We start from the raw sequence: 24,546 nt of genomic DNA, 5'->3' as shown, positions 1-24,546 counted from the left end.
CTTTATTACTTTAACACAGTTATATCGATATTGCTTTCAGGGATAATAGTGGAGTAAATATGAAAATCAATAAGCCATCACGCATTAATGGCCGCGTTCCCGTGCTATCTGCACAAGAAGCAGTAAATTATATTCCAGACGAGGCCACTTTATGTATTCTGGGCGCAGGCGGCGGTATTCTCGAAGCGACAACATTAATTACCGCACTGGCAGATAAATATCAAACAACCCAGTCACCACGAGATTTATCTATTATTAGCCCTACCGGATTAGGTGACCGCGCCGATCGCGGCATCAGCCCGCTGGCGCAGGAGGGATTGGTAAAATGGGCGCTATGCGGACATTGGGGGCAATCTCCCCGTATTTCTGAACTGGCTGAACAAAATAAAATCGCCGCCTATAACTACCCACAAGGCGTATTAACCCAGACGCTGCGCGCCAGCGCCGCACACCAGCCGGGTATTCTGAGCGATATCGGTATTGGTACCTTTGTCGACCCTCGCCAACAGGGCGGAAAATTAAACGACGTGACTAAAGAAGATCTCATTAAGCTGGTAGAGATCGATAATAAAGAATATCTCTATTATAAAGCGATAGCGCCTAATGTGGCTTTTATCCGCGCCACCACCTGCGACAGCGAAGGCTATGCATCATTTGAAGATGAGGTGATGTATCTTGATGCGCTGGTGATCGCCCAGGCCGTTCACAATAATGGCGGTATTGTAATGATGCAGGTGCAGAAAATGGTAAAAAAAGCCACGCTGCATCCAAAATCCGTGCGTATTCCCGGCTATCTGGTGGATATTGTGGTTGTCGATGCCGACCAGACGCAACTCTATGGCGGCGCGCCGGTAAACCGATTTATCTCCGGGGATTTCACTCTTGATGATAGTACCCAGCTTACCCTGCCCCTTAATCAGCGCAAGCTGGTAGCCCGACGCGCGCTGTTTGAAATGCGTAAAGGCGCGGTAGGCAATGTGGGCGTAGGCATTGCCGACGGTATTGGTCTGGTCGCTCGCGAGGAAGGCTGCGCCGATGACTTCGTGCTGACCGTAGAAACCGGCCCGGTGGGCGGTATTACCTCTCAGGGCGTGGCCTTCGGAGCCAATGTCAATACCCGCGCGATCCTCGATATGACCTCACAATTTGATTTTTATCACGGCGGTGGGCTCGATGTCTGCTATTTAAGTTTTGCCGAAGTGGATCAACACGGTAATGTCGGTGTACATAAATTCAACGGAAAAATTATGGGCACCGGCGGGTTTATCGATATTAGCGCAACGTCGCAAAAAATTATCTTCTGCGGAACTCTGACGGCCGGAAGTTTAAAAACTGAAATTACCGATGGCAAATTAAATATTCTGCAGGAAGGTCGCGTGAAAAAATTCGTCAGCGAACTGCCGGAAATTACGTTCAGTGGAAAAATTGCGCTTGAGCGCGGGTTAGACGTGCGTTACATCACTGAACGTGCGGTTTTCACTCTCAAACAAGATGGCCTGCATTTAATTGAAATTGCGCCAGGCGTCGATCTGCAGCGGGATATTCTTGACAAGATGGATTTTTCACCGGTTATCTCACCAGATTTAAAACTGATGGACACAAGATTATTTGCCGATAGCACTATGGGATTCACGCTTCCTGACGCAACACATTAAAAGGAGTACAAATATGGATTTTTCATTAACTGAAGAACAAGAACTATTACTGGCCAGTATTCGCGAGTTAATCACCAGCAATTTTCCGGAAGAGTATTTCCGTACCTGCGATCAAACGGGCACCTATCCCAGAGAATTTATGCAGGCGCTGGCGGAAAACGGTATTTCGATGCTGGGCGTCCCGGAAGAATTTGGCGGCATTCCGGCTGACTATGTAACGCAAATGCTGGCGCTGATGGAAATCTCAAAATGCGGCGCTCCGGCCTTTTTGATTACCAACGGCCAATGCATTCACAGTATGCGCCGTTTTGGTTCCGCAGAACAACTGCGTAAAACAGCAGAAAGCACTCTGGCCACCGGCGATCCAGCATATGCGCTCGCCTTAACAGAACCTGGCGCGGGATCTGATAATAATAGCGCCACAACAACCTGGACGCGTAAACACGGTAAGGTTTATCTTAACGGCCAAAAAACGTTTATCACCGGTGCAAAAGAATATCCTTACATGCTGGTTCTGGCGCGCGATACGGAGCCAAAAGATCCTAAAAAAGCGTTCACGCTTTGGTGGGTGGACTCAAATAAACCGGGCATAAAGATTAATCCGCTGCATAAAATTGGCTGGCACATGTTGAGTACATGCGAAGTTTATCTCGATAATGTCGAGGTTGACGAAAGCGACCGGGTCGGTGAAGAAGGCATGGGTTTCCTCAATGTCATGTACAATTTTGAGATGGAGCGTTTGATTAATGCGGCGCGCAGTACAGGTTTCGCCGAATGCGCATTTGAAGATGCCGCCCGTTACGCCAACCAGCGTATCGCCTTTGGTAAACCCATCGGCCATAACCAGATGATCCAGGAAAAGCTGGCGTTAATGGCCATCAAAATCGAAAACATGCGCAATATGGTGTTGAAAGTCGCCTGGCAGGCCGATCGGGAAGAGTCACTGCGTACCAGCGCCGCGCTGGCTAAGCTGTACTGCGCACGCACAGCGATGGAAGTGATTGACGATGCGATTCAGATTATGGGTGGGCTTGGTTATACTGACGAAGCCCGTGTCTCCCGCTTCTGGCGCGATGTTCGCTGCGAACGTATCGGTGGCGGCACGGATGAAATTATGATCTATGTGGCAGGACGCCAGATTCTGAAAGACTATCAGAACAAGTAAGGATCGTACCGGAACGTCTTATTCGGCCTGACCGCTTTACGGCGCCAGGCCGGATAAATCAGATAAATTTCGCCGTCAGGTATTTGGCAGCAAATACGCCTGCTCAACCAGACTATTTTTAAATTGCTTACGATAATCGTTGGGAGAACATCCTACATGCCGCATAAACAATTTGGCAAAATGATCCACATTTTCATATCCTACCCGCCATGAAATTTCTGCCAGTGGCGACTCAGTGTTTGTCAGCGCAAACTTGGCCTCGGTCATACGTCGTTGAATAACATAGTTGATAGGGGATATATGATATTCCTTGGCAAATTCATGGCATATATAACTGACGCTGGCGCGAAATTTTTTCGATAGCTGGTCAAGCGTGATTTTTTCACGATAATTATTATTGAGATAAACAAGCACATCCTTAATTAATACATCTTTTTTAATGTAGCCTTGTTCAGAACGATAGGCATTTTTAAAATTTTCATAATAAAGCGCGGTCAGTGTGTAAGCAAATGCATCGTATACAGAGGAAGCCAATACGTTTTTCCCCTGCGGAAGTAACACGCTTAATTCATTAAAGATACTTTTAATGACCTCTTTCCCCTGAACCACGGAAACCACCGGACAGGAATGACTCTGCAATAGTTGGTTTTCTTCCCAACCTGGAAAACAAAACCCATACAGCGCACAGGTATAGGTAGTAGCCGGCGAATTGCTGTCGGATGCTACAGCGTGTAGCCGCCCCCGCTCAACGACGACAATATCGTCCGCATGCGCGACGTAGAGTGAAGAGTCAATAATTAACCTGGCTATCCCTTTTTTGACGTAAATAAGCTCTGTTTCATTATCATGCATATGATGGCCAGACTCCCAGTTTGGATCATCGCTAATGACAAAACGTGAAAATCGAGGGGTCTTGTCCTGTTCAAAAATCGTCTCCGCGGCGGAGTCAAAACAGCGCTGATACATAATAACCTCTGTCAGGTTTAAAAAGATAACCAGGATAAAATAAAGCGAGCGTCAGTGTTGTACAACCGTGGAGATTACCAGCAAAACAAGATTATTCGTTCCGAATGCAAGATATTATGTTCTTTTGCAGACAGCTCAGATTACCTGTCGATAGCGTATTATCAGACAAAAATACATAGCCGACATATCTTTGATGTTTTCTTTTAACCTCACAGAAACAACATCGCACGTTTCATGTTAAAAAATGATGATATGCTTCGCACTTATTATTCTCACTACCGTATTTATATTTTTATGACGCCCTTTTCAGATGGTTGCTAACGATTCTCCGTTCGCAGATTTTTCGTGCAAGATTGTTGGCAAGGAAAACAGATTGATCCATCGTAAACCTCTTCAGACTGCCGCAGACTATTTTCAGTCAGATTTACGTTACTTATCCGCACGCGACTCACTGGAGATGCAATGAAAATAATAACCTGCTTTAAGTTGGTGCCTGAAGAACAGGACATTACCGTGACCCCGGAGCATTCGCTCAATTTTGATCGTGCCGAGGCCAAAATCAGCCAGTTTGATTTAAATGCAATTGAGGCCGCCGCGCAGTTAGCTGGCGATGGCGACGAGATCGCCGCGCTCACCGTCGGCGGCTCTCTGTTACAAAATTCAAAAGTCCGCAAAGATGTGTTATCCCGCGGGCCGGATGCGCTTTTTATGGTTCAGGATGCGCAACTGGAGCACGCCCTGCCCAAAGAAACCGCGCTGGCGCTAGCATCCGCGGCGGAGAAAATCGGCTTTGACCTGCTGCTCTTTGGAGAGGGCTCCGGCGATATTTATGCCCAACAGGTGGGCCTGCTGACTGGCGAACTCCTGAAACTCCCCGTCATCAACGCAGTAAGCCATATTCAACGCGACGGCGACAAAATCATCGTTGAACGCACACTGGAAGAAGACGTTGAAATTATCGAGCTCACGCTGCCCGCGGTGCTTTGCGTGACCTCAGATATTAACGTTCCACGCATCCCGTCAATGAAAGCCATTCTCGGCGCCGGGAAAAAAGCCGTTACGTCTTGGCTGGCGAGCGATATCCACTGGACCCCAACCACGCCACTGGCGGAACTGGTCGCCATCTCGGTACCGCCGCAGACAGAACGCAAGCATATCATTCTCGATAACGATTCGCCGGAAGCCATTACCGCACTGGCCGACCATTTGAAAAAATCCCTGAACTAAACCCAACGGAGAAAAATTATCATGAATCATTTAGCTAACGTATGGGTATTTAGCGATAACGTAGAGCGTTATGCCGAATTAATGACCGGCGCGCGGCAGTGGGGAGAAAAAGTTTACGCCATCGTGCAAGGAAACACGGAGATCGACTACGTTAAAGCGCTTGGCGCTGATGAGATAGTCATTCTTGAATCGCATACGGATTTGCAGCGCGTGGAAAACTATGCCGAAACGCTGGCCTCGTTATTAGGCGACAAAAATGGGCTACTGCTCATGGCGGCGACCAAGCGCTGCAAAGCGCTGGGCGCCCGGCTGAGCATCCAGCTTGACGCCGTGATGGTGAACGACGCGACGTCTATTGACCTCCTCGACGGGACGCTACACGCAGAGCATCGCATGTACGGCGGACTTGCTTTCGGCAAAGAGAAATTAAACAGTCCGCAGGCGATTATTACGCTGGCACCCGGCGTGCTGGAACCCGCCGCCCCTCTCCCCGGTCATACCTGCCCGCAGACCACGCTGGCATATATTGCCCCACGCCACGAGGTATTGTGCCAGCAGCGGCGCGCGAAATCGTTAAGCAGCGTCGATTTGAGCAAAGCCAAACGGGTCATCGGCGTAGGACGAGGTCTGGCGGCGCAAAGCGATCTGGATATGGTGCATAAACTGGCGACCGTCCTCGGCGCAGAAGTGGGCTGTTCCCGCCCCATTGCGGAAGGTGAAAACTGGATGGAACGCGAGCGTTATATTGGCGTATCCGGCGTTCTGTTGAAATCCGATCTCTATCTGACGCTGGGCATTTCCGGCCAAATTCAACATATGGTGGGTGGAAACGGCGCAAAAATTATTGTCGCAATTAACAAAGATAAAAACGCGCCCATTTTCAATTATGCCGATTATGGTCTGGTGGGCGATATCTATAAGGTTGTTCCTGCCCTCATCGACCAGTTAAGCCGCTAATTCCTTTTTCAACGCACATCTCCCGTCGTCGATACGGCGGGAAAGGAGCATAAAGCATGTCGGATGATAAATTTGACGCTATTGTGGTGGGCGCAGGCGTAGCAGGAACGGTCGCCGCGTATGTGATGGCAAAAGCGGGACTGGATGTACTGGTTATTGAACGCGGAAACAGCGCGGGCAGCAAAAATATGACCGGTGGCCGGCTCTACGCTCACAGTATCGAAAGTATTATGCCGGGATTCGCAACGTCCGCCCCCATCGAACGTGTCGTTACCCGTGAAAAAATCTCCTTTTTAACCGAAGAAAGCGCCGTCACACTTGATTTTCACCGCGCGCCCCCTACTCCGCCCCTTACGTCATATACCGTACTGCGCAACAAACTGGATCCGTGGCTAATGGCGCAGGCGGAGCAGGCTGGCGCGCAGTTTATCCCAGGTGTACGGGTCGACGCTCTGGTACGTGAAGGCAATCGCGTCACTGGCGTTCAGGCCGGGGATGATATTCTTGATGCGAATATTGTGATTCTCGCGGACGGCGTGAATTCCATGCTGGGCCGTTCACTGGACATGGTGCCTGTCTCTTCTGCGCATCACTATGCCGTCGGCGTAAAAGAGTTGATTGGGCTCTCTCCGGCACTTATTGAAGAGCGCTTTAATCTGGCGTCCCATGAAGGCACCGCCTGGTTATTCGCTGGCGCGCCCTCCAACGGGCTCATGGGCGGCGGGTTTCTTTATACCAACCGCGATTCGGTTTCTCTGGGGCTGGTATGTGGCCTGGGCGACATTGCTCACGCGACCAAAAGCGTACCGCAAATGCTGGAAGATTTTAAACAGCATCCGGCAATACGCCCTTTGATTCAGGGGGGAACGCTGCTTGAATACTCCGCTCATATGGTGCCCGAAGGCGGCATAGCAATGATGCCGGAGCTGGCAAATGACGGTGTGATGATTGTCGGCGACGCCGCCGGTCTTTGTCTGAATCTCGGCTATACCGTCCGCGGCATGGATTTAGCCATCGCGTCCGCGCAAGCGGCCGCTCAAACCGCCATTGACGCTAAAGCGCGGCAAGATTTTTCCGCCGCAAGTCTTGCCGGGTACAAGCGCGCGCTGGAGAAAAACGGCGTGTTACGCGATATGCGGCATTTCCGCAAACTCCCCGGATTAATGGAAAACCCACGGCTTTTTACCGAGTACCCGCGAATGGCGGCAAACATTGTGGGTGATCTGTTCACCGTTGATGGCGGTCCGATCCCACCGTTGCGTAAAACTATCCTGTCACATGCGAAAAAAATTGGACTGGTAAATCTATTAAAAGACGGCATAAAAGGGGCTACGGCATTATGAGTTCGGACAATAAGGTGAATGTTGACGTCAAATTGGGCGTAAATAAATTTCACGTAGATGAAGGACACCCACATATCATTTTGCGATCCTCGCCTGACATGCAGGAGTTTACTAAATTAATAAAAGCCTGCCCTGCCGGACTCTATAAGCTGGACGATGCGGGAAATATTCATTTTGACTCCGCGGGCTGCCTGGAATGCGGGACCTGCAGGGTTCTCTGCGGCAATACTCTTCTCGAAAAATGGGAATACCCGGCGGGAACGTTCGGCGTTGAGTTTCGCTACGGCTGACGCTCTGAAACACCGGATAACGACGCTACGGCGTCTTATTCGGCTTGCCCCCGGAGATTACGTCATTTGTATTAATAGAGAACAAGTCAATGAGTGTTACATTAACGTTTGACGCCGCGCGGCGGAAAACCTATCGCGAGTCCGGCTACTGGGGCGATGCTTCACTGGGCGACTACTGGCGGCAAACCGCACGCGCCGTACCCGATAAAATCGCCGTGGTCGATAATCATGGCGCGTCCTGGACCTACGCCGCACTCGACTGCGCGGCAAGCCGCCTGGCAAACTGGTTGCTGTCTCAGGGGATTCAACCGGGCGATCGCGTGGCCTTTCAGCTTCCGGGCTGGTGTGAGTTTACCCTCATTTATCTGGCCTGCCTGAAAACGGGCGCGGTATCTGTCCCGCTACTTCCCGCCTGGCGAGAAGCGGAGCTGGTTTGGGTGCTGAACAAATGTCAGGCTAAAATATTCTTCGCCCCCACCGTGTTCAAACAGAATCGTCCGGTCGATCTTATCCTTCCGCTACAAAATCAACTGCGCCATCTGACGCATATTGTCGGCGTGGATAAACTGGCGCCTGCCACCACAGCGCTTGCGCTTAGTCAAATCATCGACCGCAGCGAACCGTTGCAGTCAGACATTAACATTCACGGTGATGAACTGGCGGCAGTGCTGTTTACCTCCGGCACAGAAGGAATGCCGAAAGGGGTAATGTTGACCCACAATAATATTCTTGCCAGCGAACGGGCGTATTGCGCGCGGTTGAATTTAACCTGGCAAGATGTGTTCCTGATGCCTGCGCCACTGGGCCACGCCACCGGATTTTTACACGGCGTCACCGCACCCTTTTTAATCGGGGCGCGTAGCGTATTGCTGGACATCTTTACCCCAGAAGCCTGCCTTACCTTATTAGCGCAGCAACGCTGTACCTGTATGTCAGGCGCGACGCCGTTTATTTACGATCTGCTTTGTGCCGTTGAGCAACAGCCTGCCGACCTCTCCTCACTGCGATTCTTCTTATGCGGCGGCACGACTATTCCCAAAAAGGTTGCCCGCGACTGCCAGCAGCGCGGTATCAAATTATTGAGTATTTACGGTTCTACAGAAAGTTCTCCGCACTCGATGGTTAATCTGGGTGATTCGACTTCACGCATGATGAACACCGATGGTTATGCCGCCACCGGTGTAGAAATTAAAATCGTGGATGAAGATCGCAATACGCTTCCAGCAGGCCACGAAGGCGAAGAAGCCTCGCGCGGGCCGAACGTTTTTATGGGATACCTGGACGAGCCGGAACTTACCGCCCGCGCACTGGATAATGAGGGCTGGTATTACAGCGGCGACCTCTGCCGCATGGATGAAGACGGTTATATCAAAATTACCGGGCGCAAAAAGGATATTATTATACGTGGAGGTGAAAATATCAGCAGTCGCGAAGTCGAAGATATTTTATTACAACACCCTCGCATACACGATGCTTGCGTCGTTGCTATGCCTGATGAACGCTTAGGCGAACGTTCATGCGCGTATGTGGTCTTAAAACCGCCGCACCTTTCGCTGGCGCTGGAAGAAGTGACCGCTTTTTTCAGTCGAAAACGGGTAGCGAAGTATAAATATCCGGAACGGATCGTCATCGTAGAAAAACTGCCCAGAACCGCCTCTGGCAAAGTGCAGAAGTTTCTGTTGCGGCAGGATATTATTGAGCGGCTGCGCCAGGAGCACACCGCGGAGTAAATTGCCGGATGGCGACGTTAACGCCGCCATCCGGTATCACACTACTTCTTCAGTTCAGCCAGACTCAGCCAGGTCTGAACCACGGTGTCCGGGTTCAGCGACAGGCTGTCGATCCCCTCTTCCATCAGCCAGGCGGCAAAGTCTTCATGGTCGGACGGACCCTGACCGCAAATTCCAACATATTTACCCTGTTTTTTCGCCGCGCGGATCGCCATCGACAGCAGCGCTTTCACCGCGTCGTTACGCTCGTCAAACAGTTCAGACACCACGCCGGAATCGCGATCCAGCCCCAGCGCCAGCTGCGTCATGTCGTTAGAACCAATCGAGAAGCCATCAAAATATTCGAGGAACTGTTCAGCCAGCAAGGCATTGGACGGGATCTCGCACATCATGATGATCTTCAGCCCGTTCTCGCCGCGTTTAAGCCCCTGGCACGCCAGCTCTTCGATGACCGCTTTCGCCTGGTCGACCGTCCGCACGAACGGGATCATGATTTCGACGTTGGTAAGGCCCATATCGTTGCGCACGCGTTTCACCGCTTCGCATTCCAGCGCAAAACAATCGCGGAAACTTTCTGCGACGTAACGACCCGCGCCGCGGAAGCCCAGCATCGGGTTTTCCTCATGCGGCTCATAACGTTCGCCGCCGACCAGGTTGGCGTATTCGTTGGACTTAAAGTCAGACAGGCGAACGATAACGCGTTTCGGGTAGAACGCGGCACCTAACGTCGCGATCCCTTCCGTCAGTCGACCAACGTAAAATTCACGCGGCGAGTCAAACCCTTTCATCATCTCACGAATGTCGTTTTGCAGCGCGGCATCCTGGTCGTCAAACTCCAGCAGCGCGCGCGGGTGAACGCCAATCATACGGTTAATGATGAATTCCAGTCGCGCCAGACCTACGCCTTCATTCGGCAGGCAGGCAAAGTCAAATGCCCTGTCCGGGTTGCCGACGTTCATCATGACCTTCAGCGGTAGCTCTGGCATGGTATCTACGCTGGAGCTTTTTACGCTGAAATCCAGCATGTCGGCATACACATAACCGGTATCACCTTCTGCGCAGGAGACGGTTACTTTTTCGCCATCTTTCATGCGTTCGGTGGCGTCGCCGCAGCCGACTACCGCCGGAATACCCAATTCGCGGGCGATAATCGCCGCGTGACAGGTGCGCCCGCCACGGTTAGTGACAATCGCCGCCGCTTTTTTCATGATCGGTTCCCAGTCCGGGTCGGTCATATCGGTGACAAGCACATCGCCAGGCTCAATACGGTTCATTTCGCCGATATCATGAATAACTTTTACCGTACCCGCGCCGATACGATGCCCAATGGCGCGACCTTCGGCAATGATTTTCCCCTGCGCATGTAGCGTATAACGCTCCATCACCTGGCCACGGGAGCGCACGGTTTCCGGACGTGCCTGCACAATAAAGAGCTTACCGGTATGACCGTCTTTCGCCCATTCGATATCCATCGGACGACCATAGTGCTGCTCAATCTGCACCGCTTGTTTCGCCAGTTCCTGCACTTCTTCGTTGGTGAGCGAGAAAATGTCGCGCTGTTCCTGCGGCACATCTTCAATCTTCACTTGCTTGCCGTGCTCCTGGGTGGCGGCGTAAACCATGCGGATTTTTTTCGACCCCATGGTGCGGCGTACGATGGCCGGACGGCCTGCCGCCAGGGTTGGCTTATGGACATAAAATTCATCCGGGTTAACCGCGCCCTGCACCACCATTTCGCCCAGTCCCCATGCCGAGGTGATAAAGACCACCTGGTCAAAACCGGATTCGGTATCGATAGAGAACATCACCCCTGACGAGGCGAGATCGGAGCGAACCATCCGCTGCACGCCAGCGGAAAGCGCTACGCCGCGATGATCATATCCCTGGTGAACGCGATAAGAGATGGCGCGATCGTTAAACAGAGAAGCAAATACGTGTTTCACTGCCACCAGTACCGCATCGAAGCCCTGAACGTTAAGAAACGTTTCCTGTTGACCCGCAAACGAAGCATCTGGCATATCTTCCGCCGTGGCGGAGGAACGCACGGCAAAAGAGGCATTTTCATCATCCGACGAAAGCTGCGCATAGGCATCGCGGATGGCGTTTTCCAGCTCCGGCTGGAAAGGAGTGTCGATAATCCACTGGCGGATCTGCGCGCCCGCTTTCGCCAGCTGGGAGACATCATCAATATCTGTCTTATCCAGCAGCTCATAAATGCGCTGATTTACGCCGCTTTGATCCAAAAACTGGTTAAACGCATCGGCAGTGGTTGCAAAACCATTCGGAACGGATACGCCCATGCCGGAAAGGTTAGTAATCATTTCACCCAGGGAGGCATTTTTGCCCCCAACTCTGTCTACATCATTCATGCCGAGTTGGTTATACCAAAGCACCAGCGGTGACGAGCCATTGTTGGACATCGAACAATCCTTTTGTGATAAATGAACGAGTTTAAGAAACACATAGTTGCGTATTTATCCTGGCATACTTAAACCCGCGAAAAAAACGGTGAATCGTTCAAGCAAATTTATTTTTTCATTTTTTCAGATTGTTTACGTAGTTGCGCAAACCCGCGCATAGCACGGCATTCCCTTAATCACCCCCGGTATAAACTGCGTTTCCAGGAAATGAAACACACTTTTCATTAATTATAAAAAGCGCCTGTCATTTTATAAAATAAGCGACAAGTTATACGTTTCCCGTTACTTTTAATTTATGCTTTCAGATAATTATGTTTACTCTTCAGGATGAACAGAATGGATAATGTTGTTGATCGCCATGTTTTCTATATTTCTGATGGTACCGCCATCACCGCCGAGGTCCTGGGTCACGCGGTTATGTCGCAGTTTCCGGTGACGATCAGCAGCATCACGCTGCCATTCGTGGAAAACGAAAGTCGCGCCCGCGCCGTCAAAGACCAAATTGACGCCATTTATCAGCAAACCGGCGTTCGCCCGCTGGTATTTTACTCGATTGTTTTACCTGAAATTCGCGCCATCATCTTACAGAGCGAAGGTTTCTGCCAGGATATCGTCCAGGCGCTGGTGGCGCCGCTTCAGCAGGAGATGAAACTGGATCCGACGCCGATCGCTCATCGTACTCATGGGCTTAATCCGGGTAACCTGAACAAGTATGACGCCCGTATTGCCGCTATCGATTATACCCTGGCGCATGATGATGGCATTTCATTGCGCAACCTCGATCAGGCTCAGGTCATTTTACTTGGCGTTTCGCGCTGTGGAAAAACGCCCACCAGCCTCTATCTGGCGATGCAATTCGGTATTCGTGCGGCTAACTACCCTTTCATCGCCGATGATATGGATAATTTGACGCTGCCCACATCGTTAAAACCGCTACAACATAAACTGTTCGGCCTGACAATTGACCCTGAACGCCTGGCGGCTATTCGCGAAGAACGCCGTGAAAACAGTCGCTATGCCTCGTTGCGTCAGTGCCGCATGGAAGTGGCGGAGGTTGAAGCGCTGTATCGTAAGAATCAGATCCCCTGCCTGAACAGCACCAATTATTCCGTTGAAGAGATAGCCACCAAAATTCTCGACATTATGGGGCTTAACCGCAGGATGTACTAGCAAACTAGTTTAATGGGTTGGTTTTTGTTATCATGCCGTTCTGCCTGCGAGGTGTGACACGCCTCGCACTTGAAATCAGCAGGGATTGGTTTATCGTGATGCCCATCACTTCCCGGTAGTCCTGCCGTTGAAGCAACAAATTTCTGAGACTTGTAATGAACAGAACCGACGAACTCCGTACTGCGCGTATCGACAGCCTGGTAACACCGACCGAACTCGCGCAGCGGTATCCTGTATCGTCCTCCGTCGCCAGTCACGTTACCGACTCCCGACGCCGGATAGAAAAGATTTTAAATGGTGAAGATCCACGGCTACTGGTCGTCATTGGCCCCTGTTCGATTCACGATCTGAATGCTGCTATGGAATACGCGACGCAGCTCCAGGCACAACGCCAAAAGCATCAGGCGCGTCTGGAAATCGTCATGCGCACCTATTTTGAAAAACCGCGCACCGTTGTGGGATGGAAAGGCCTGATTTCCGATCCCGACTTGAATGGAAGTTACCGCGTCAATTATGGGCTTGAACTGGCGCGTCGCTTGCTATTGCAGGTGAACGAATTGGGAGTACCGACCGCCACAGAATTTCTTGATATGGTCACCGGCCAGTTTATTGCCGATCTGATCAGTTGGGGAGCGATTGGCGCGCGTACCACCGAAAGCCAAATCCATCGAGAAATGGCTTCTGCGCTCTCTTGTCCGGTCGGCTTTAAAAATGGTACGGATGGCAATACTCGCATTGCCGTTGACGCTATTCGCGCCTCCCGCGCCAGCCATATGTTTCTCTCGCCGGATAAAGACGGACAGATGACCATCTACCAAACGAGTGGCAACCCGTATGGGCACATCATCATGCGCGGCGGTAAAAAACCTAACTACCACGCTGAAGATATTGCCGCCGCCTGCGACACGTTGCATGAATTTGATCTGCCGGAACATCTGGTCGTCGACTTCAGCCACGGCAACTGTCAAAAACAGCATCGCCGCCAGTTGGAGGTATGTGATGATATTTGCCAGCAGATTCGTAATGGCTCCACGGCAATTGCCGGGATTATGGCCGAGAGTTTTTTACGGGAAGGCACGCAAAAAATTATCAGCGGTCAACCATTAATCTATGGTCAGTCCATTACCGATCCCTGCCTGAACTGGGAAGATACGGAAGTTCTGTTGGAAAAACTGGCCGCGGCGGTAGATAGCCGCTTTTAATAGCTCGCCCATCCTGCCGGGATGGGCGTTTCTTCGATGCTTTACCCGCCCTTTTCTCTCCGCGCGCGTATATCACTCCACAGAATTAGCACTTGCTGTTATCGCATTAATTATTGATAATAATAATCATTGTGAGTTTGATTATTAATAAATAACATGTCGCGTATGGATAACACCGAGCTGCCTCACCCTAAGGAAATAGACAATGAAACGCTTCTCCCTGCCGCTGAACGGCGCGTCAACAGTCAGGCGCTATTAGGTCCGGACGGCAAAGTCATTATCGATCACAACGGTCAGGAGTATCTGTTGCGCAAAACTCAGGCCGGTAAGCTACTGTTAACCAAATAGCGCTCCGCCAGCAGACGATACTGCTGGCATCAGGCTAACTTGAACAACTGACCTCCAGCCGCTTTCCCCACTCCGGTGGTCGGCTGGCATAGTCATCATCTCGATCGGTAAAAGGTTGACGTAAAACTTCATGCAACCGATGCAGTTCCGCCATATCTCCCTGTTCAGCCGCATCTATCGCGCGTTGCGCCAGCCAGTTGCGCAACACAACCGCAGGATTCACGCGTTGCATCTGCTGCTGGCGTAGCGCGTCATCCACCGCCTCTGTGCGCAATCGCGCCCGGTAGCGATCGAACCAGGCATCGAACGCCGTGCGATCGATAAACGTATCCCGCAACGGCGAGGAAGCGCTCTGTTGCTCCGTATGGCTTAACATCCGAAATGTACGGGTATAATCACTCCCTTCGCGCGCCATCAGACTAAACAATTCATTCAGTAAAGCGTTATCGTCTTTTTGCTCGGTAAAGAAGCCCAGCTTCTGGCGCATTCGCTGCCCATAGTGCGTTAACAACGCGTCCTGGTAACGATCCAGCGCTCTGTTTAACGCGTCGATCTCAATAAAAGGAGTTAGCGTCTGCGCCAGACGTTGTAAATTCCACAGCGCCACCGACGGTTGATTATCGAAGCGGTAACGTCCCTGATGATCGGAATGGTTACCAATGAAGCCGGGATCGTAGTCATCGAGAAAACCAAAGGGGCCATAGTCGATGGTCAGCCCCAGAATCGACATGTTATCCGTATTCATAACGCCGTGCGAAAAACCGACGGTTTGCCACTCGGCGATAAGTCTTCCGGTACGCGCCGCCACCTCTTCAAACCACAAAGCATATTTTTCCGGGACATCCTGCCATTGCGGCCAGTAATGACGAATAGCGAAATCAGCCAGTTGCTGAACTTTTTCCGGCTCACGGCGGTAATAGAAATGTTCGAAATGACCAAAACGCATATGACCTTGTGCCAGACGCATTAACATGGCGCCCGTTTCCTGCGTCTCTCGCTGAACCGGCGTATCGCTGGCTACGATAGATAACGCGCGCGTAGTGGGAATACCCAGATAATGCATGGCTTCGCTGGCAAGACTTTCTCGTATGGTTGAACGCAGGACGGCGCGTCCATCCCCCATTCGCGAATAGGGTGTTAATCCGGCGCCTTTCAGATGCCAGTCGAGGGTCGAGCCATCCGCCAGGAGCTGTTCGCCCAGCAAAATACCGCGTCCGTCGCCGAGTTGTCCCGCCCAGACGCCGAACTGATGCCCGCTATATACCTGCGCGACAGGCGACATACCGGGTAATAAGGTTTCGCCGCCCCAAACGCCAGCGCCATTGGTAACGTCAAATAACGACGCGGGAATGGCTAACTGCTGCGCCAGTTCGTCGTTATACCAAATCAGTCGCGCATTTTTTAACGGTGTGGGTAAAAGCGCGGTATACGTTGCTGGCAGTTCATCGCGCCAACGGGCAGTAAAAGACAGGGTCATAGGGCCTCCTGTCTTCAGTGTAGACGGTTAATCACCGGTTAAACACCGGCAAACAGAAAGGTTATCGCTGAACGAGTTTAATGAGCTGGTTTACCGGCACCGGAGGCCATAGTCCGCCCTGGAATGCGCTAAACCCCAATGGCGCTGCGCGCGCAAACATCGCCTCAGTATCAATACCGGCAATCATCAGCGACTCGCAGCTGGAGGAGATCTGGGCAACGATAGCGTGCATGAATGGTTCGAATGAGATCATTTCAGCTCGCTGCTGAATAAAATTTTTATCCAACATGACTCGTTTGAAAAGTCCATCGAAAATAGCTTTAGTCGACGCCTCGCCTGCCCCAAAATTTGCCAGCATTAATGGGAAATGCATTGCCAGATTAGCTAACGTTTCATTGTTTTTGCCCTGGTTTAACCCAGGATAATTCTCATTTATAGCTAATTCAAGAAACGGAAAGCGTGCTGCCCGGGAAAAAAGTTCGCTATCTAATAATAAGTCACTAATTGCAGGCGGTAAATTAAGCCATGCAATAAGTTTATGCTGAATAAAAAAGTGCTGACAGGTTTCTAACAACGCAAGTTTTTCAACAAACAGACAGTATTGCTCCTCCACCGAAAGGCGAGGCGCTACCAACTCAGTCGGCATCCGCACGGCGCCGTCTTCAGCGGCAAACGTTGCAATAATCTCTAAACCAACAAGCCGAGCGTTTTCATCCATGACGGGAAGGAAAAAGAGTTCGGAATGGTAAAGCTCATCAAGTGAAGCAATCATTACGCCAGTCCCATGGTTAGGGCGCTATTCGCCATCCAGTCACTACGGACGGAAACAGACGTAACTTCAGATACTAATTGAAGCGTCATCATTTTTCTTGTTTACCGGTAAACCGGTTCCTTTTTTTAACTTACTCTGATTATAAACCAATATCCAATGTTGTACTTTTAACAGGGCGTGAGCACGCCCGTTTTTAATAAAAGTACGTTTGTAAATGCTACGGTTATATCATTATATATGATGACAACAGATGTCATAAGTTCAACCGACGGTATGTTAAAAATAGACTATAAAATTTATATCGTCTGCGAGGTTAAATTCGCCGTGCCTGCCAGAAGTTTTTTCGCCAGTACACATTATCCAGCGATGAACGCATCACGCCACGACTGGTAGAGGCATGAATAAACTCATTATTTGTATCGTAAATACCAACATGTAAACCACTTTCGCCCGAACCGGTTTTAAAGAAAACCAAATCTCCGGGCAGCAATTCATCTTTATCGATTCTGGTGCCGATTTTTGATTGTTCACGCGTATCACGAGGCAACTGCAAATCAAACTTGTCGCGCATAGTGACTACCACAAAGCCGGAACAGTCCACACCTCTGCGACTCATGCCGCCGTAACGGTATGGCGTACCGCGCCAGGACTGCAACTGATCGTTCAAACCCGCAATGACGGTAATGGAGTCTGATAATCTGGCGTTTGGCGCCGGTGCCCGATGAGTACTGCATCCTGCCAGGAACAATGCTGTGATAACAAGAAGCCAAAAACGCATGCCGCAACAATCCTCTGTTTTTATTTTGGTATTAATTTAGCGTCGAAATTACCTGCTTTTCAAGAAACGATTTTACTTAAGTGGCCGAAATGAGCATTGGATGCCCCTCAACGTCGAGTCGTCGAAAGCGCAGACCGTAGGCTTGCGCCAGATAAGAGGGGGTGAGCACCTCTTCCCGGCGGCCGCAGGCAATGAGTTTACCGCGCTTTAGTAACCAGGCTTTATGCGCATGGCGCAGCGTGTGGTTCAGATCGTGGCTACTCATCACAATCGCAATTCCTGCCTGACACAAATGATGTAATACCCGATCCAGAGCGTTTTGTTGCGCAACATCGAGACTGTTCATCGGCTCATCAAGCAGCAATAATTGACCGACCGGATTAGCGTCAGGATGAATTTGTAGTACAACGGCAGCAAGGCGAACACGTTGCCACTCGCCACCGGAAAGCTGATTCACGCTTCGCCCCAGTTTGTCGCCCAATCCAAGCATATCGGCCACCTCGTTAAGCTGCCCGGTTCGCGTTTTATCAGGTTGATGCAATGTCAGGTAATGCCAGACCGGCATGGCGAACGGCGGATTTTGCTGTTGCGCAAGATAAGCGCGGTGTTGGGCAAGCGTTGCCGTCGCCCATGCCTCCAGCGGCGCTCCGCCAAACCTGATGCTCCCCTCGCCTGAGGTTAACCCCGCCATACGCGCCAGCAACGTGCTTTTTCCGGCGCCGTTCGGCCCGACAAGGTGAAGGATCTCTCCTGCGCTTACTTCGCCGGAAAGCGGCCCCAGGCGGGTGCTCTCGGCGACGTCCTTTAATTGCATCAATTGAGACATTATTTTGCCAACGCGATTTTTATGCTTTCCATCACAATAGGATCTTCAGGCGTCATATCCGGCGAAAAACGCTGTACCACCTGACCATCCCGGCCTACCAAAAATTTTTCAAAATTCCACAGAATATCATCCGGATAGAGTGGCGTACGCCCTTTGCTTACCATCCGTTCGTAAAAGCCGCTCTTCTCCGGCGCGACTGCCGTTGGCGCAGCGGCTATCAGTTTTTGATACAGCGGATGACGCGCGTCGCCATTCACATCAATTTTACTGAACATCGGGAACGTGACGCCCCAGGTGCTGGCACAATAGGTTTTAATCTGCTCTTCGCTGCCTGGCTCCTGCCCCATAAACTGGTTGCAGGGAAAACCCAACACGACAAACCCCTGATCTGCCCACGCCTTCTGGATATTTTCCAGCTGTTCATATTGCGGCGTCAGACCACATCTGGAGGCGACGTTTACAATGAGCAGCACTTTTCCGACGTATTTTTCAAGTGTAGTGACCTCTCCATCAATCGTCGTAACGTGAGTATTAAGAAGCGAGTTTTGCATGGTGTCTCCCTGATGTCGGTAGAATAGCGGGTTTCATCGTTAGCCTTTAATCATAGACTGCGAATGATGAAAGCAGTTGTTTACCGATGCGCTAACGCGCGGATTTGAGCAGCAGCCAGATAAACACTGGTGCCCCCAATGTGGCGGTGACCACCCCGATAGGCAGTTCAGCCGACGCCAGCGCCAGTCGGGCGACCACATCAGCCAATAGCAGGGCGATAGCCCCGGCCAACGCACAGCCGGGAAGTAAAACCCGGTGATCGGTTAAACCACATAAGCGCAGGATGTGCGGAATAACCAGACCGATAAAACCAATCGCCCCCGCCATCGCCACGCTGACGCCCACCATCCAGCCGGTGGCGACGACCAACAAATTGCGCCAGAACCACAGCGGCAGGCCAAGCTGCCGCGCCGAGGTTTCCCCTAGCGCCAGCATATTCAGCGGTTGCGACTGGCAACATATCCAGATCAGTACCGGGATGAGCGCAATCATTAGCCAGCTCTGCTGCCAGTCAACGCCGCCGAATCCTCCCATCATCCAGTACATTAATTGCCGCAGATCGAAAGAGGTGGAAAAATAGATAGCCCACGTCATCAGCGCGCTACAGATAATGCCCAGCGCGACGCCCGCCAACAACAAGCGGCTGGTAGAGAGATGGCGGCGCGCAAAACGCAGCAGGATTAACGTAATAATGAGCGCGCCGGCTATAGCGCACAGTCCCAGCGCCCATCCAGGCAGTTGCCCCTGCCCCAGTAAGACGGCGGCAATAAGCCCAACACCGGCCCCATTCGAAACGCCGAGCAGGCCCGGTTCAGCAAGTGGATTTTCAAACAGCGCCTGCATCACAGCGCCCGATAGCGCCAGCGCAGCGCCAACCAGCAATACCGCAAGCGTGCGGGGAAGACGAATTTGCCAGACAAACAGTTCTCCCCGGGCGCTTAACCAGTCACCGGGGGCAATCCACTGTTCGCCTGCGCATAAGCTCAGAAATGTAGCCAGTAGCACCAGCAGTGACAGGCTCAGAAGCCAGCGAACGTTTCGTCGCTGTTGTTGGCGGGCAAAAGTCAGCATGTTATCCATTCAGCTGAAAAGAGGTAGCGTGATTTTACGGTGGGTATCCTTTACTTGAAAGAAAAAAGGCCGCAATGCGGCCTTTTTAGTTATACGAGTCATCTTTCAGGCTAACAGATACGCTGTCATCCCGCTGATCTACTTTCGGGATGGCAGCGTATCTGCCGCAATACACCCTGATGGATGTTATGCCTGGATCTGATTACTCTTCTTTGGGCGAAGCGTTCTCGACCCGGCTCTTTAACTTCTGCCCGGGTCTGAAGGTCACCACGCGCCGTGCTGTAATAGGAATATCTTCACCCGTTTTCGGGTTACGCCCCGGACGTTGATTTTTATCACGCAGATCGAAGTTACCAAAACCAGAGAGTTTCACCTGCTCACCGTTTTCCAGAGCACGACGGATCTCTTCGAAAAACAGTTCAACCAGTTCTTTGGCATCCCGCTTGCTAAGCCCAAGCTTATCAAACAGATATTCTGACATTTCAGCTTTTGTAAGCGCCATAGGTTCAATCCCTCAATGATGCCTGGAATCGCTCTTTTAATGCCTCTACACATTTGGCGACGGTAGCGGCAATCTCCTCTTCTTCGAGTGTACGGTTGGTATCCTGAAGGATCAGGCTGATAGCGAGGCTCTTATAACCCTCCGCAACACCCTTACCGCGGTACACGTCAAATAAGTTTACGCCAACTACCTGATTTACGCCAACTTTCTTACATTCGGATAAAATATCCGCTGCGGGAACGTTTTCTGCAACAACAACCGCAATATCGCGACGGTTGGCCGGGAAGCGTGAAATCTCCCGCGCCTGCGGCACGATACGGTCTGCGAGCTTATTCCATTCCAGTTCAAACACCAGCGTACAACCATTCAGATCCAGTTTACGTTCCAGTTCAGGGTGAACAACCCCAATAAAACCAATACGTTCATCTTTCAGATAAATCGCCGCAGACTGTCCCGGATGCAGAGCCGGATTCATCTCCGCCTTAAACTGGATATCACCCAGTTTGCCGGTTAAATCCAGTACTGCTTCCAGATCGCCTTTCAAATCATAGAAATCAACGGTCTCTTTTGCCAGGTTCCAGTGCTCATCATAGCGGTTGCCGCAAATCACGCCAGCCAGCATCAGATCCTGTCGAATACCCAGATTGGCTTGTGTATCCGGAACGAAACGTAAACCGGTTTCAAAAATACGCACGCGATTCTGCTGGCGGTTTTGGTTATAGACCACCGTCGTCAGCAATCCGCTCCACAGAGACAGACGCATCGCCGACATCTCAACGGAGATAGGGTTTGGCAGCAGCAGCGCTTCTGCGCCTGGATGGATAAGCTGTTGTACTTTAGGATCGACAAAGCTATAGGTAATCACTTCCTGATAGCCTTTGTCGTTCAGCATGGTTTTAACCCGCTTCAACGACAGATCGGCTTCACGGTGCGTCCCCATGATTAAACCGGCCTGGATTGGCTCGTCCGGAATATTGTTATAACCGTAAACGCGGGCCACCTCTTCCACCAGATCTTCTTCAATTTCCATATCGAAACGCCAGGTCGGCGCCACGGCTTTCCACTCGTCCTGCCCTTCGGTCACTTCACAGCCCAGACGACGCAGAATATCACTGACCTGCTCATCCGCAATATGATGCCCGATCAGGCGATCCAGTTTACTGCGACGCAGCGTAATGGTGGCGCGTTTCGGCAACGTTGCTTCGTTGCTCACATCAATTATCGGACCCGCATCACCGCCACAGATATCAAGAAGCAGACGAGTAGCGCGCTCTATCGCTTTATATTGCAGCGCCGGGTCTACCCCGCGCTCGTAGCGGTGAGACGCATCGGTATGCAGACCGTGGCGGCGAGCGCGACCGGTGATAGACAGCGGATTAAAATACGCACACTCCAGCAGCACATTTTGCGTTTCGCCGTTCACGCCGGAATGTTCGCCGCCAAAAATACCGGCTATCCCCAGCGCCTTATGGTGATCGGCGATCACCAGCGTGTCCGCATTTAACGTCGCTTCGCTACCGTCCAGCAGGACGACGGTTTCACCCTCTTTTGCCATCCGCACGACAATACCGCCATCAATGCGATCTTTATCGAAAGCATGCATTGGCTGACCCAGTTCGAGCAACACATAGTTGGTGACGTCAACCACCGCATCGATGGAGCGAATACCGCAGCGACGCAGTTTCTCTTTCATCCACAGCGGCGTCGGCGCGTTAACATTGATGCCTTTTACCACCCGGCCAAGATAGCGTGGACACGCATCAGCGGCCTCTACCGTAATCGGCAGCGTATCGCTGATGGTTGCCGCAACCGGCGCCATTTCAGGCTCCTGGAGCGGCGCTTTGTTCAGTACCGCCACATCACGCGCAACGCCGATGATACCTAAGCAATCCGCACGGTTTGGCGTGACGCTAATTTCGATGGTATTGTCGTCGAGCTTCAGGTATTCACGGATATCGGTACCCAGCGGCGCATCCGCCGGCAGTTCGATAATGCCGCTGTGATCGTCGGAAATCCCCAGTTCGGAGAAGGAGCACAGCATCCCTTCAGACGGTTCGCCGCGCAGTTTTGCCGCTTTAATTTTGAAATCGCCCGGCAGAATAGCGCCAATGGTGGCCACCGCTACTTTCAGCCCCTGACGACAGTTTGGCGCGCCGCAGACGATATCCAACAGGCGTTCTCCGCCAACGTTGACTTTCGTTACACGCAATTTGTCAGCGTTCGGATGCTGGGCGCACTCAACCACTTCCCCAACCACAACGCCATTGAAGCTTCCCGCGACCGGCTCAACGCCGTCTACTTCCAGGCCAGCCATCGTAATCTGGTTAGCCAACGCATCGCTATCAATTGCCGGGTTAACCCACTCGCGTAACCACAGTTCGCTGAATTTCATTGTTTTATCCTGCCTTTATTTAAACTGTTTGAGGAAACGCAGATCGTTTTCGAAGAATGAACGCAGGTCGGTGACGCCGTAACGCAACATGGTCAGACGTTCCATCCCCATACCAAAAGCGAAGCCAGAATAGATTTCCGGATCGATACCGACATTACGCAGCACATTCGGATGCACCATCCCGCAGCCCAGCACTTCCAGCCATTTGCCGTTTTTACCCATCACATCCACTTCCGCAGAAGGTTCGGTAAACGGAAAATAAGAAGGACGGAAGCGAATCTGCAGATCCTCCTCAAAGAAATTACGCAGGAAGTCGTGCAGCGTACCTTTGAGGTTGGTGAAGCTGATGTTGGTATCAACAATCAGACCTTCCATCTGATGGAACATCGGAGTATGCGTCTGGTCGTAGTCATTACGGTATACACGGCCCGGCGCAATAATACGGATCGGCGGTTGCTGCGCTTTCATCGTCCGGATCTGGACGCCAGACGTCTGGGTCCGCAGCAGACGGGTCGCGTCAAACCAGAAGGTATCATGATCGGCGCGGGCCGGATGATGACCCGGAATGTTTAACGCATCGAAGTTATGGTAGTCATCTTCGATTTCCGGGCCAGTCGCCACGGTAAAACCAAGCTCGCCGAAGAAACTTTCAATACGGTCAATGGTACGTGTGACCGGATGCAGACCGCCGTTCTCAATACGGCGCCCCGGCAGGGAGATATCAATGGTTTCAGCGGCCAGACGGGCGTTAAGCGCTGCGCTTTCCAGCTCGGCTTTACGCGCGTTAAGAGCCTGTTGTACCTGCTCTTTCGCGGCGTTAATGACTGCCCCGGCTGCCGGACGCTCTTCCGGCGGCAGATCGCGTAGGGTCGTCATCTGAAGGGTTAAATGCCCTTTCTTGCCCAAATATTCGACGCGTACATTGTCTAACGCGGCAACATCTGACGCCTGGTTAATGGCGGCCGCTGCATTGGCAACCAGCTCTGCGAGATGTGACATGGTTTTCCTCATTGTGTCGGTGAAGACACCGGTTCATTGGACGTAATCTCTCGATTTCAGATACAAAAAAAGCCTCCATCAGGAGGCTTTTTTGCGCTGTTTTTCGTTTCGTTTTTCACGCGCTAGCCTCCTGGGATCAGGTGCTAAAGTAAAAAAAGAAACGGAAAATAGCAGCGTTCATGCTTGCGTTACCTTATGTGGTAAAACCGAATATCCTTTATTGAAAAAGGTTACAGGTCAATTGTCAACTCACTGAACAGTAAATAAAAGAGAGGGAGCCAGGCTCCCTCTTTTCACTGGCTTATGCCAGAGCTGCTTTCGCTTTTTCAACCAGCGCGGTGAACGCGACTTTGTCGAATACGGCGATATCAGCCAGGATCTTACGGTCGATTTCAACAGAGGCTTTTTTCAGGCCGTTGATGAATTTGCTGTAAGAAATACCGTTCTGACGTGCTGCTGCGTTGATACGCGCAATCCACAGTTGACGGAACTGACGCTTACGTTGACGACGGTCACGGTAAGCATACTGACCAGCTTTGATAACTGCCTGGAAGGCAACGCGGTATACGCGAGAACGCGCACCGTAGTAGCCTTTGGCTTGTTTCAAAATTTTCTTGTGACGTGCGCGTGCAATTACACCACGTTTTACGCGAGCCATATGTGCTCTCCTGTATCTATTCTAATTAAAAAGTTAAAAACGTTAA

At 51.4% G+C, this 24,546-nt stretch carries 23 protein-coding genes and 1 other annotated feature; of the genes, 10 read left to right on the top strand and 13 right to left on the bottom strand.

Features of this window, described 5'->3' with window-relative positions:
* Positions 1–59: 59 nt before the first annotated feature.
* Positions 60–1,655 (top strand): acyl CoA:acetate/3-ketoacid CoA transferase, encoded by a 1,596-nt coding sequence (locus J4645_RS05100; protein WP_001527696.1) that lies wholly within the window; start codon positions 60–62, stop codon positions 1,653–1,655.
* 13 nt (positions 1,656–1,668) lie between these two features.
* On the top strand, positions 1,669–2,820 hold the full coding sequence (locus tag J4645_RS05095) for an acyl-CoA dehydrogenase (RefSeq protein WP_023214481.1): 1,152 nt from the start codon (positions 1,669–1,671) through the stop codon (positions 2,818–2,820).
* Between the two features lie 75 nt (positions 2,821–2,895).
* Here J4645_RS05095 and J4645_RS05090 read toward each other — a convergent pair whose 3' ends face one another.
* Entirely contained in the window at positions 2,896–3,786 is an 891-nt protein-coding gene (locus tag J4645_RS05090) for an AraC family transcriptional regulator (RefSeq protein WP_000284832.1), read from the bottom strand.
* A gap of 462 nt (positions 3,787–4,248) precedes the next feature.
* Between J4645_RS05090 and J4645_RS05085 the strand changes: the two genes are divergently transcribed.
* From J4645_RS05085 to fadK, 5 genes are all read left to right on the top strand, one after another.
* Positions 4,249–5,013, top strand: a complete 765-nt coding sequence (locus tag J4645_RS05085) for an electron transfer flavoprotein (protein WP_000692095.1) — start codon at positions 4,249–4,251, stop codon at positions 5,011–5,013.
* A 21-nt stretch (positions 5,014–5,034) separates the two neighbouring features.
* The gene (locus J4645_RS05080) at positions 5,035–5,970 is read left to right on the top strand and encodes an electron transfer flavoprotein subunit alpha (RefSeq protein ID WP_001015877.1); all 936 of its coding nucleotides are present in this window, start codon (positions 5,035–5,037) and stop codon (positions 5,968–5,970) included.
* 56 nt (positions 5,971–6,026) lie between these two features.
* A complete protein-coding gene (locus J4645_RS05075; RefSeq protein WP_023214482.1) occupies positions 6,027–7,313 on the top strand; it encodes an FAD-dependent oxidoreductase in 1,287 nt (428 codons plus the stop codon).
* The gene (locus J4645_RS05070) at positions 7,310–7,603 is read left to right on the top strand and encodes a ferredoxin family protein (RefSeq protein WP_001634350.1); all 294 of its coding nucleotides are present in this window, start codon (positions 7,310–7,312) and stop codon (positions 7,601–7,603) included. The genes J4645_RS05075 and J4645_RS05070 overlap by 4 nt, the downstream gene beginning before the upstream one ends.
* 89 nt (positions 7,604–7,692) lie before the next feature.
* Positions 7,693–9,333, top strand: coding sequence for a medium-chain fatty-acid--CoA ligase (fadK, locus tag J4645_RS05065; RefSeq protein WP_023214483.1), 1,641 nt, complete (start codon positions 7,693–7,695; stop codon positions 9,331–9,333).
* A 41-nt stretch (positions 9,334–9,374) separates the two neighbouring features.
* On the opposite strand, the gene ppsA is transcribed toward fadK, so the two are convergent.
* Entirely contained in the window at positions 9,375–11,753 is a 2,379-nt protein-coding gene (ppsA, locus tag J4645_RS05060) for a phosphoenolpyruvate synthase (protein WP_023214484.1), read from the bottom strand.
* A 336-nt stretch (positions 11,754–12,089) separates the two neighbouring features.
* On the opposite strand from ppsA, the gene ppsR reads away from it, so the two are divergent.
* From ppsR to hemP, 3 genes are all read left to right on the top strand, one after another.
* Positions 12,090–12,923, top strand: coding sequence for a posphoenolpyruvate synthetase regulatory kinase/phosphorylase PpsR (gene ppsR, locus J4645_RS05055; protein ID WP_000370992.1), 834 nt, complete (start codon positions 12,090–12,092; stop codon positions 12,921–12,923).
* A 155-nt stretch (positions 12,924–13,078) separates the two neighbouring features.
* Positions 13,079–14,125, top strand: coding sequence for a 3-deoxy-7-phosphoheptulonate synthase AroH (gene aroH, locus J4645_RS05050; protein WP_001082196.1), 1,047 nt, complete (start codon positions 13,079–13,081; stop codon positions 14,123–14,125).
* A gap of 156 nt (positions 14,126–14,281) precedes the next feature.
* Positions 14,282–14,473, top strand: a complete 192-nt coding sequence (gene hemP / locus J4645_RS05045; protein ID WP_000089115.1) for a hemin uptake protein HemP — start codon at positions 14,282–14,284, stop codon at positions 14,471–14,473.
* Positions 14,474–14,507: 34 nt separating this feature from the next.
* On the opposite strand, the gene selO is transcribed toward hemP, so the two are convergent.
* From selO to rplT, 11 genes are all read right to left on the bottom strand, one after another.
* The gene (gene selO, locus J4645_RS05040; RefSeq protein ID WP_023214485.1) at positions 14,508–15,950 is read right to left on the bottom strand and encodes a protein adenylyltransferase SelO; all 1,443 of its coding nucleotides are present in this window, start codon (positions 15,948–15,950) and stop codon (positions 14,508–14,510) included.
* 61 nt (positions 15,951–16,011) lie between these two features.
* On the bottom strand, positions 16,012–16,722 hold the full coding sequence (gene ydiV / locus J4645_RS05035) for an anti-FlhDC factor YdiV (protein WP_023214486.1): 711 nt from the start codon (positions 16,720–16,722) through the stop codon (positions 16,012–16,014).
* Between the two features lie 313 nt (positions 16,723–17,035).
* Positions 17,036–17,500, bottom strand: a complete 465-nt coding sequence (locus tag J4645_RS05030; RefSeq protein ID WP_001213256.1) for an NlpC/P60 family protein — start codon at positions 17,498–17,500, stop codon at positions 17,036–17,038.
* Positions 17,501–17,576: 76 nt separating this feature from the next.
* The gene (gene btuD / locus J4645_RS05025) at positions 17,577–18,326 is read right to left on the bottom strand and encodes a vitamin B12 ABC transporter ATP-binding protein BtuD (protein ID WP_000080607.1); all 750 of its coding nucleotides are present in this window, start codon (positions 18,324–18,326) and stop codon (positions 17,577–17,579) included.
* Positions 18,326–18,877 carry a glutathione peroxidase gene (locus tag J4645_RS05020; RefSeq protein ID WP_208208941.1) on the bottom strand — a complete coding sequence of 184 codons (552 nt, stop codon included), beginning with the start codon at positions 18,875–18,877 and terminating at the stop codon, positions 18,326–18,328. Before J4645_RS05020 ends, btuD begins: the two co-directional genes overlap by 1 nt.
* Positions 18,878–18,968: 91 nt before the next feature.
* Positions 18,969–19,949: a vitamin B12 ABC transporter permease BtuC gene (btuC, locus tag J4645_RS05015; protein WP_000954977.1), complete on the bottom strand. Its 981-nt coding sequence runs from the start codon at positions 19,947–19,949 to the stop codon at positions 18,969–18,971.
* 202 nt (positions 19,950–20,151) lie between these two features.
* Positions 20,152–20,451, bottom strand: coding sequence for an integration host factor subunit alpha (gene ihfA, locus J4645_RS05010; protein ID WP_001229266.1), 300 nt, complete (start codon positions 20,449–20,451; stop codon positions 20,152–20,154).
* Positions 20,452–20,455: 4 nt separating this feature from the next.
* Complete coding sequence (gene pheT / locus J4645_RS05005; RefSeq protein WP_000672394.1) at positions 20,456–22,843, bottom strand: phenylalanine--tRNA ligase subunit beta; 2,388 nt, start codon at positions 22,841–22,843, stop codon at positions 20,456–20,458.
* A 15-nt stretch (positions 22,844–22,858) separates the two neighbouring features.
* Entirely contained in the window at positions 22,859–23,842 is a 984-nt protein-coding gene (pheS, locus tag J4645_RS05000) for a phenylalanine--tRNA ligase subunit alpha (RefSeq protein WP_000018570.1), read from the bottom strand.
* 62 nt (positions 23,843–23,904) lie between these two features.
* Positions 23,905–24,028 (bottom strand) — a sequence feature (Phe leader region).
* Entirely contained in the window at positions 23,979–24,023 is a 45-nt protein-coding gene (pheM, locus tag J4645_RS04995; RefSeq protein WP_001386830.1) for a pheST operon leader peptide PheM, read from the bottom strand. It overlaps the preceding feature by 45 nt.
* A gap of 115 nt (positions 24,029–24,143) precedes the next feature.
* Positions 24,144–24,500: a 50S ribosomal protein L20 gene (rplT, locus tag J4645_RS04990; RefSeq protein ID WP_000124850.1), complete on the bottom strand. Its 357-nt coding sequence runs from the start codon at positions 24,498–24,500 to the stop codon at positions 24,144–24,146.
* Positions 24,501–24,546: the final 46 nt, after the last annotated feature.

This window comes from Salmonella sp. 32082101201600294FB01SM01 (assembly GCF_017572865.1).
Lineage (GTDB): Bacteria > Pseudomonadota > Gammaproteobacteria > Enterobacterales > Enterobacteriaceae > Salmonella > Salmonella enterica.
Note: the sequence above shows the minus strand (reverse complement) of the source record. Positions and strands in the feature narration are given on the sequence as shown.

Bases quoted from the DNA above. Each gene is read 5' to 3' on its own strand.
- J4645_RS05100 (WP_001527696.1), top strand. From the start codon at position 60: ATGAAAATCAATAAGCCATCACGCATTAATGGCCGCGTTCCCGTGCTA.
- J4645_RS05095 (WP_023214481.1), top strand. From the start codon at position 1,669: ATGGATTTTTCATTAACTGAAGAACAAGAACTATTACTGGCCAGTATT.
- J4645_RS05090 (WP_000284832.1), bottom strand. From the start codon at position 3,786: ATGTATCAGCGCTGTTTTGACTCCGCCGCGGAGACGATTTTTGAACAG.
- J4645_RS05085 (WP_000692095.1), top strand. From the start codon at position 4,249: ATGAAAATAATAACCTGCTTTAAGTTGGTGCCTGAAGAACAGGACATT.
- J4645_RS05080 (WP_001015877.1), top strand. From the start codon at position 5,035: ATGAATCATTTAGCTAACGTATGGGTATTTAGCGATAACGTAGAGCGT.
- J4645_RS05075 (WP_023214482.1), top strand. From the start codon at position 6,027: ATGTCGGATGATAAATTTGACGCTATTGTGGTGGGCGCAGGCGTAGCA.
- J4645_RS05070 (WP_001634350.1), top strand. From the start codon at position 7,310: ATGAGTTCGGACAATAAGGTGAATGTTGACGTCAAATTGGGCGTAAAT.
- fadK (WP_023214483.1), top strand. From the start codon at position 7,693: ATGAGTGTTACATTAACGTTTGACGCCGCGCGGCGGAAAACCTATCGC.
- ppsA (WP_023214484.1), bottom strand. From the start codon at position 11,753: ATGTCCAACAATGGCTCGTCACCGCTGGTGCTTTGGTATAACCAACTC.
- ppsR (WP_000370992.1), top strand. From the start codon at position 12,090: ATGGATAATGTTGTTGATCGCCATGTTTTCTATATTTCTGATGGTACC.
- aroH (WP_001082196.1), top strand. From the start codon at position 13,079: ATGAACAGAACCGACGAACTCCGTACTGCGCGTATCGACAGCCTGGTA.
- hemP (WP_000089115.1), top strand. From the start codon at position 14,282: ATGTCGCGTATGGATAACACCGAGCTGCCTCACCCTAAGGAAATAGAC.
- selO (WP_023214485.1), bottom strand. From the start codon at position 15,950: ATGACCCTGTCTTTTACTGCCCGTTGGCGCGATGAACTGCCAGCAACG.
- ydiV (WP_023214486.1), bottom strand. From the start codon at position 16,722: ATGATTGCTTCACTTGATGAGCTTTACCATTCCGAACTCTTTTTCCTT.
- J4645_RS05030 (WP_001213256.1), bottom strand. From the start codon at position 17,500: ATGCGTTTTTGGCTTCTTGTTATCACAGCATTGTTCCTGGCAGGATGC.
- btuD (WP_000080607.1), bottom strand. From the start codon at position 18,326: ATGTCTCAATTGATGCAATTAAAGGACGTCGCCGAGAGCACCCGCCTG.
- J4645_RS05020 (WP_208208941.1), bottom strand. From the start codon at position 18,877: ATGCAAAACTCGCTTCTTAATACTCACGTTACGACGATTGATGGAGAG.
- btuC (WP_000954977.1), bottom strand. From the start codon at position 19,949: ATGCTGACTTTTGCCCGCCAACAACAGCGACGAAACGTTCGCTGGCTT.
- ihfA (WP_001229266.1), bottom strand. From the start codon at position 20,451: ATGGCGCTTACAAAAGCTGAAATGTCAGAATATCTGTTTGATAAGCTT.
- pheT (WP_000672394.1), bottom strand. From the start codon at position 22,843: ATGAAATTCAGCGAACTGTGGTTACGCGAGTGGGTTAACCCGGCAATT.
- pheS (WP_000018570.1), bottom strand. From the start codon at position 23,842: ATGTCACATCTCGCAGAGCTGGTTGCCAATGCAGCGGCCGCCATTAAC.
- rplT (WP_000124850.1), bottom strand. From the start codon at position 24,500: ATGGCTCGCGTAAAACGTGGTGTAATTGCACGCGCACGTCACAAGAAA.